The sequence below is a fragment of the Tepidiforma sp. genome (assembly GCF_034433535.1).
GTDB lineage: Bacteria > Chloroflexota > Dehalococcoidia > Tepidiformales > Tepidiformaceae > Tepidiforma.
In genome coordinates this window covers 1-5,624 of sequence record NZ_DAOUAO010000179.1, presented here as the reverse complement: position 1 = coordinate 5,624, position 5,624 = coordinate 1, and the positions used below count along the sequence as shown (strand labels likewise).

Annotated in this window: 7 protein-coding genes; all 7 read right to left on the bottom strand. The window is 71.6% G+C overall.

Annotation, left to right across the window (positions count from 1 at the left end; all coding sequences use genetic code 11):
• Positions 1-186: Jag N-terminal domain-containing protein (locus VAE46_RS09425; protein WP_322796678.1), on the bottom strand; the 186-nt coding region annotated here is incomplete at its 3' end.
• A complete protein-coding gene (locus tag VAE46_RS09420; protein WP_322796677.1) occupies positions 137-1,000 on the bottom strand; it encodes a YidC/Oxa1 family membrane protein insertase in 864 nt (287 codons plus the stop codon). The genes VAE46_RS09420 and VAE46_RS09425, both read right to left, overlap by 50 nt.
• Positions 997-2,148 (bottom strand): PQQ-binding-like beta-propeller repeat protein, encoded by a 1,152-nt coding sequence (locus tag VAE46_RS09415; protein ID WP_322796676.1) that lies wholly within the window; start codon positions 2,146-2,148, stop codon positions 997-999. Before VAE46_RS09415 ends, VAE46_RS09420 begins: the two co-directional genes overlap by 4 nt.
• A gap of 838 nt (positions 2,149-2,986) precedes the next feature.
• A complete protein-coding gene (yidD, locus tag VAE46_RS09410; protein ID WP_416223959.1) occupies positions 2,987-3,208 on the bottom strand; it encodes a membrane protein insertion efficiency factor YidD in 222 nt (73 codons plus the stop codon).
• Positions 3,205-3,552, bottom strand: a complete 348-nt coding sequence (gene rnpA / locus VAE46_RS09405; RefSeq protein WP_322796675.1) for a ribonuclease P protein component — start codon at positions 3,550-3,552, stop codon at positions 3,205-3,207. Before rnpA ends, yidD begins: the two co-directional genes overlap by 4 nt.
• Before the next feature lie 8 nt (positions 3,553-3,560).
• Complete coding sequence (gene rpmH / locus VAE46_RS09400; RefSeq protein WP_322796674.1) at positions 3,561-3,704, bottom strand: 50S ribosomal protein L34; 144 nt, start codon at positions 3,702-3,704, stop codon at positions 3,561-3,563.
• A 73-nt stretch (positions 3,705-3,777) separates the two neighbouring features.
• Positions 3,778-5,624 (bottom strand): lytic transglycosylase domain-containing protein (locus VAE46_RS09395; protein ID WP_322796673.1); only part of this gene is annotated, 1,847 nt, incomplete at its 5' end.

Genomic DNA, 5,624 nt, shown 5'->3' with positions numbered 1-5,624 from the left:
GGGCGCAGGCGCGGGAGCCTTGCGGGTCACGCGGACCACGGCGTCGCGGCCGCGGGAGAAGAGGCCGCCTTTCTTGCCTTCATCGATGATGGTGATTTCAACTTCGTCGCGGGTGGCGCCGAGCTGCTGGAGGGCATTATTGATTGCGTCTTCGACGGTTTTGCCGCTTGCTTCGAGCTGGTCCATGTTCGGGAGTCCTCAGGTTTGGCGCGGATGAGATGGCGGCAGCAGCGGGAACGGGTTCGGCTGCCATGGTCGGGGGAGGGGGAGTTCGGACGCCGAAGACGGGTTCGATGCCGAGGGGCTTGAAGCCGTAGATGAGGATGTTGAAGCCGATGCCGACGATGGAGTTCACCACCCAGTAGAGGCTGACGCCGGAGGGGAACTGGAGGGCGAAGAAGGCGAACATCAGCGGCAGCATCACGTTCATCATGGCCTGCTGCTGGCGGACCCGTTCGTCGGTGCTGACGGTAACGGTCGTTTTCGATTGTCCCCACGTCGTCAAGCCCACCAGGACGACCATGAGGAGGTTGGGATGGCGGAGGTCCATGCCGAGGAAGAACTCCTGGACCGGGAGGGCGTGCTGGAGGTAGGCCCAGTCGTAGACATGGCTCGACAGTTTTTCGAGGGCCTCGGGCGAATTCGGCAGGGCGATGCGGACCGCGCTGTAGAGGGCGATGAGGATGGGGAACTGGATGAGCATCGGCCCGAGGCAGCCGAGCGGGTTGACCCCGGCCTCGCGGTAGAGCTTCATCATCTCTTCCTGCCGCCGCTTGGGGTCGCTGTACTTCTTGTTGATCTCCTGCACGCGCGGCTGGATGGCCTGCATCTGACGGGTGACGTGGAGCTGGCGGTAGGTGAGCGGGAAGGTGACGACGCGGACGAGGATGGTGAAGGCGATGATCGCCAGGCCGAAGGAGCCGAAGAGCAGGTTGTTGAGCAGGACGAGGAGGTTCACCATCGGGTTGAGCAGGCCGACGGTGAAGAGTTCGCCAATCATCGCTTCACTCCGCTGACGGGGATTTCGATGACCTGGCGGTTGGCCGGGTTGGCGAAGAAGAGGCGCCCTTTCGTGGTGAGGAGGTAGACGCCGTCGCGGGCGGCGAGCGGGTTGGCGCGGATGGTGCCGGCGCCATCGATGGGGACGCGATTGAGCACCTGGCCGGTGTTCGCATCGAGGAAGGTGACGACAGGGCCGCGGTCGGCGATCACCAGCACATCATCCACGATCGCGGGGGCGGCTTTCACGCGGTGGCCCTCGGTGGAGGCGGGCGGCCAGAGCTCGGTGGCGGGCGAAGTGCTTATGTCGAGTCCATAGATGTGGCCTCCGAAGTCGCCGAAGTAGAGGCGGGAGCCGTCCAGGGCGGGCGCGGTCCAGACCCAGTCGCGGGCGCGGTAGTCGGTGAGGACCTGGCCGCTGCGGGCATCGACGATGTAGACGTGGCGGTTGATGGAGGGGACGAAGAGGCGGGTTTCGTCGAGCGCGGTGAGGTCGGGGATGGCGCCGGAGACCTCGAGGGGCTGCGGCCAGGCGGGGGAGCGGTCGGCGATGGAGATGGCGTGGAGCTCGCCGTTCATGGTGGCGACGTAGAGGGTGCCGCCGATGGCGACGGGGGTGGCCCAGATGCCGGAATCGAAGACGAGGGGGGTTTCCCAGCCCTGGGCGGGGGCGCCGTTGCTGGCGTTCCAGCCGTAGAGGCGGCCCTCGGTGGTGCCGAAGAAGAGAATGCCGTTGGCGTAGGCGAGGCCGCCGGCGATGTTGCCCGTGATGGCGCCGGCGTTGGTTTTGCCGGGTTCGGGCCACTCGGAGCGGCCGGTCTCGGCGTTGAGGGCGAAGACGCCGGCTTCGAAGGTGGCGTAGTAGGCGCGGCCATCGGCGAGGACAGGCGGTCCGTAGGCGGCGTTGGGGCGGAGGTCCTTCTCGTCCTTGAGGTCCTTATCGGGGAAGGTCCAGGTCGCGGTGGCGGCGCGGCCATCGGGGGCGAGGGTGGTGCGGGAGAGGTGGCCGTGGTCCGTGGTGAGGTAGAGGCTGTCGCCGTCGAGGACGGGGGGCGCCCAGCCCTCGGGGTTGGTGACGGAGACGCAGGCAGCGAGCGGGAGGGCGACGACGGCCAGGAGGGCCGCTGCGAGGGTGCGGAGGCGGGTCACGCCGGTGATGGTAGCAGCCGGGCTGCTTACAGGCTGGGCGCCCGCTGTTTCACGTGGAACTGAGAACATTTGTTCGCCTCGCGCGTCCCCAGGGTGTTTCACGTGGAACGGTCTCGCGCGGCGTCCGACCGGCTGGCAGGCGCGGACCGGCCGTTCCACGTGAAACATCGCTCGCGGGGGCCGCCCGCCTGGCGACCGGGTCCGAACCCGGTGTTCCACGTGAAACGGCCGACCGAGCGCCGACCAGAACCCCGCGCCATCGCGCGCCGGCGGCCCATGCCGCTGCGCACCTCTTCCGCCGGCTGGAGGCCAGCCCGCAGCGGCGTTCCACGTGAAACGCCCGCCTCGACGCGGCCGGGAAACCGCCGCCGCCCCATGGCCGCGCCGAACTGTTCCACGTGAAACGCCGCCGCTTCTCATCACGCTCGCCGCGGCCCTCGCAGGTGCGGCCCGGGACCCCGGGGCCACCGGCGGGCCGCCTGCACAACGCACCTGGCCGCCAGCGACTGACCGCGGTCGTTCCACGTGAAACACCAACGCGATCGGGACAGCCCCGGCCAAGGCCGCTCACGGCGCGCCGCACCCGGGACCCGACGGAATCCATCGATGGCGCGCCCCGACCAACGCACCGGAACCCGGGAATCGTGGCGCCTTCACCGGACTTGAGACTTCGGGGCTGCGCATCTTCACCGCCGGACTCCCGGCGCATCCCCCGGCTCCTCTCCCTCGGACCGCACGCGCGCCGGGCCAGGCCATCACCCTGCGCATCCCCCTCCACCTTGCAACCGCTCCCCGTCCCGCCGGAGGCATCCTTGCCGCTCCCGGACCCCGCCGACGGCTACGGGACCGGGTCGTAGCCGCTGCCGCCGAAGGGCCGACAGCGCGACAGCCGCCGCAGCGCCAGCCACCCGCCGCGGAACGCGCCGTGCTTCTCCAGCGCCTCCCGCGCGTAGCGCGAACACGACGGCTCGAACCGGCAGACCGGCGGCATGACCCGCGAGAACGTCGCCTGGTACCCCATCACCAGCCAGATCAGCGGCTTCGCCAGCAATCGGCTCATCCCGCACCCCCGGAACGCCGCGAGGCCCGCACCAGCAGCCGGCGGAGTTCCGCCGCCAGCTCTTCAATCGACGCAGTCAGCGCCGCCTCGCGCGCTACCACCACGATATCACGCCCGGTCCCGCCAGGCTGAACCCGCAGGGCTGCCTCCCGCAGCCGGCGACGCGCCCGGTTGCGGTCGTGCGCCAGCTTCACCAGGCGCTTCCCCACCGCGAACCCCCAGCGGTCGCGACCCAATCCGTTCGGAACGACCCGCACAACAAGAAGGGGACCGCGCTCCACGGTCCCCTTCTGATATGCCGTATCGAATTCGACGCCCTTCCGCAGGCGGCGGGCGCGCTTCATGGCCGGGCCTACGCCACGGTCAGGCGCTTGCGGCCCTTCAGCCGCCGGGCCTTCAGCACCAGCCGGCCGGCGCGCGTCGACATCCGCTTCAGGAAGCCGTGCTCGCGCTTCCGCGGGATGCGATGGGGCTGGTACGTGCGCTTGGTCGCCATCGGTCACCTCCTCGAGGCCGCCTCGCTCGCGGCGGGGCTTCCACCATACCCCAGCCTGCACCTTACGGGCGAATCACTCGCTCCACGCGCGCTGATAGTGCAGGTACGCGTCCACGATCACCTGCACGTACGCCCGCGTCTCGGAGAAGTCGATACTCTCCGCGAGGTCGGCCGCGGTCGAACGCTCCAGCGCCGCCCAGCGGAGCGCGTTCCCGGGACCGGCGTTGTACGCCGCCAGCGCCAGGAGCGGGTCGCGGAACCGCCCCAGCTGCACCCCGAGGTAGTAGGCGCCAAATTCGAGCGCGACCGCCGGCCGAAAGAGGTCGGCCGGCTCGAACCCTTCGACGCCGAGCGCGGCGGCGATCCCCCGGCCCGTCGACGGGATCACCTGGGTGAGGCCGAGCGCTCCCGCCGACGACCCCGCGCCCGGGTCCCAGAGGCTTTCGGCGCGGATGAGCGCGGCGAAAAACAGGGGGTCGATGTCGCGGGCCCGCGCGGCGGCGTCGAGGGCGGCGGGGTAGGCCACCGGGTAGGCGACCCGCAGGAGGTCGGGGGGCACCTCGTGCGAGGCGGCGCCCGCTTCCTGCCGAAGCCGGACAGCGAGCGAGAGGGCGGTACTGGTAAATCCGCAGCCGTGGGCCTCCCGGGCGAGTTCGAGCAGGCGCCAGGCCCCGGCGCCATTGGCGGCGGCCAGGAGCTCGGCCGCGGCGTCCCGCGCGAGGCCGGCGGCTGCCAGCTCGCAGGCGCCGGTGGCCGGTGCGCCCGTCCAGTCGCCGCCGATGCGCCCCCGCAGCCAGGCTGCGATGGCCTCCCAGTCGACCCCGCGGGTGAGATCGCGCGGGCGGTAGGCGACCCCCGTGAGCGGCTCCGCTTCGCCGAGGCGAACGGCTGCCTCGAATCCGTGGAAATCGAGCGGCCCGGCCGCAAGCGCCGCCCGGTAGGCAGCCCGCGCCTCTTCGAACCGGCCGAGCAGGTCGAGCGCGCGGCCGCGCCAGTACTCGAGCCGCGCCGACGGCGCCGCGCCGACCTCCTCCCAGGCGGCGAGGGCGCCGGCAGGGTCGTCCGCGCGGAGGAGGGTGAAGCCGGCCCGGAAGGCGGCCTCCCCCGTGAACTCACCGGCTGGACCGAGGGTCGCCAGCCGAACATAACGCTCGCCTGCGTCAGCCAGCTGCGCGTTGTTCTCCAGGACGCGGGCGGCCCAGTACTGCCCGCGGTGGACGAAGGGGGAGGTCGCGCCGGTTGCCGCGGCAGCGTCGTACCACGCCACCGCTTCGGCCGCCCGCCCGAGCTCTTCGAGGCTGGCGGCGAGGTAGTAGGCGCGGTACGTCCGGTCGGCCGCGGCAAGCCCGGGCTCATCCACGGCCGCGCTCAGCAGCCGGGCCGCCTCGGCGTAGGCGCCGCGACGGTAGAGAATGAAACCTTCCTGCCCGGGGTCGACCTCCGCCCCGAGGTCGCGCAGTTCGGCGATGGCGAGCGTCGCCTCGGGCGCGAGCGGTGTGGCAACCAGGATCGCCTGCAGGAGCCCGACCGCGAATTCGGGGGCGCCCATCTCCTGCGCGAGGATGGCGCGTTCGTAGCGGGCTGCGGCGCTGCCGTCGAAGGCGATGCGCGCGTCGAGCCAGCGGGCGAGGCCCTCGCGGTCCCCGGCATCGCGGGCGAGGCCGGCGAGCGCCTCGAGCGCCGCGGCCCGCAGCGCCGCTGTGGCATGCAGATCGGCAAGGAGCGCCTCCCAGGCCGCCGTGGCGGCTGCCGCTTCGCCGATGCCGGCCAGGGCGCGGCCGCGTTCGAAGGCCGCATAGGCCGCCAGCGGACCGTCGGCGGTCACGGCCGGCAGCGCGGCGGCCTCCCCGAAGCGAGCGAGGTCATTGAGCGCGCGCAGCTGGCGGTAGGCCGCGCTCGCGGCGAGGGTCGAGCCCGCAG

What these genes read in the sequence shown, in the direction of transcription:
- yidD (WP_416223959.1), bottom strand. Translation starts at nt 3,208, where the DNA reads ATGAGCCGATTGCTGGCGAAGCCGCTGATCTGGCTGGTGATGGGGTAC.
- VAE46_RS09420 (WP_322796677.1), bottom strand. Translation starts at nt 1,000, where the DNA reads ATGATTGGCGAACTCTTCACCGTCGGCCTGCTCAACCCGATGGTGAAC.
- rnpA (WP_322796675.1), bottom strand. Translation starts at nt 3,552, where the DNA reads ATGAAGCGCGCCCGCCGCCTGCGGAAGGGCGTCGAATTCGATACGGCA.
- rpmH (WP_322796674.1), bottom strand. Translation starts at nt 3,704, where the DNA reads ATGGCGACCAAGCGCACGTACCAGCCCCATCGCATCCCGCGGAAGCGC.